Source organism: Arsenophonus sp. ENCA (assembly GCF_002287155.1).
Classification (GTDB): domain Bacteria; phylum Pseudomonadota; class Gammaproteobacteria; order Enterobacterales; family Enterobacteriaceae; genus Arsenophonus; species Arsenophonus nilaparvatae.
In genome coordinates, this window is the sequence record NZ_NHNG01000446.1 from 1 (window position 1) to 590 (window position 590).

At 29.7% G+C, this 590-nt stretch carries 2 protein-coding genes; both read right to left on the minus strand.

Annotated elements, in window-relative coordinates:
- Nucleotides 1-171, minus strand: a 171-nt coding sequence (locus tag CBG25_RS11565) for an Arc family DNA-binding protein (RefSeq protein WP_290606769.1), incomplete at its 3' end; no start/stop codon positions are given.
- Between the two features lie 41 nt (nt 172-212).
- A complete protein-coding gene (locus tag CBG25_RS11570; protein WP_290606766.1) occupies nt 213-452 on the minus strand; it encodes an Arc family DNA-binding protein in 240 nt (79 codons plus the stop codon).
- Nucleotides 453-590 lie beyond the last annotated feature (138 nt).

Here is a 590-nt window from a genome sequence, read left to right on the forward strand (position 1 = left end):
TGTACAATTGACCTCCTTATTTCTATTTATAGCTTCCTGAAGAATCATAACTATTTCTGTGTTCATGGAGCGCCCATTTTGTTCAGCAATATCAGCTATTGCTTCTCTCATTCCATCAGGCATCCTAATGTTAAATCTATCCATTTCTTGGCTTGGGTATTTCTTTGTCATTAGTTAACCCTATAATTATTCTTTGGAAAAAATATAAATGATTAGTTCATTTGGATTTCTTTTTTTAACTTCTCAATCATATCTTCAAGCATACTAATTCTATTTTTAAAATCATTTTTATTTTCAGATAACTGCTGGTTCTCTTTAGATAAAGAATCTTCAAGGCGCTTCACGATTTCCGAATTTAATGAACAGGCATTTTTTCTCGCTTCCTCATGTAGGCGATCTTTTAATTCGGTAGTCATTCTTACGCCAAATGGTGCTATATCTCGTATTTTCATATGTTTAATTATATGTAAAGAGTTTTAATTGAAAATAAGTACTAAAAAAATTATTAAGAATGTTCGAAACTATTAATTTAAGAAGGATCTAAGGGATTGCTATTTTTCTAGATTATTTTTCAGTGTTTGGATTTGATT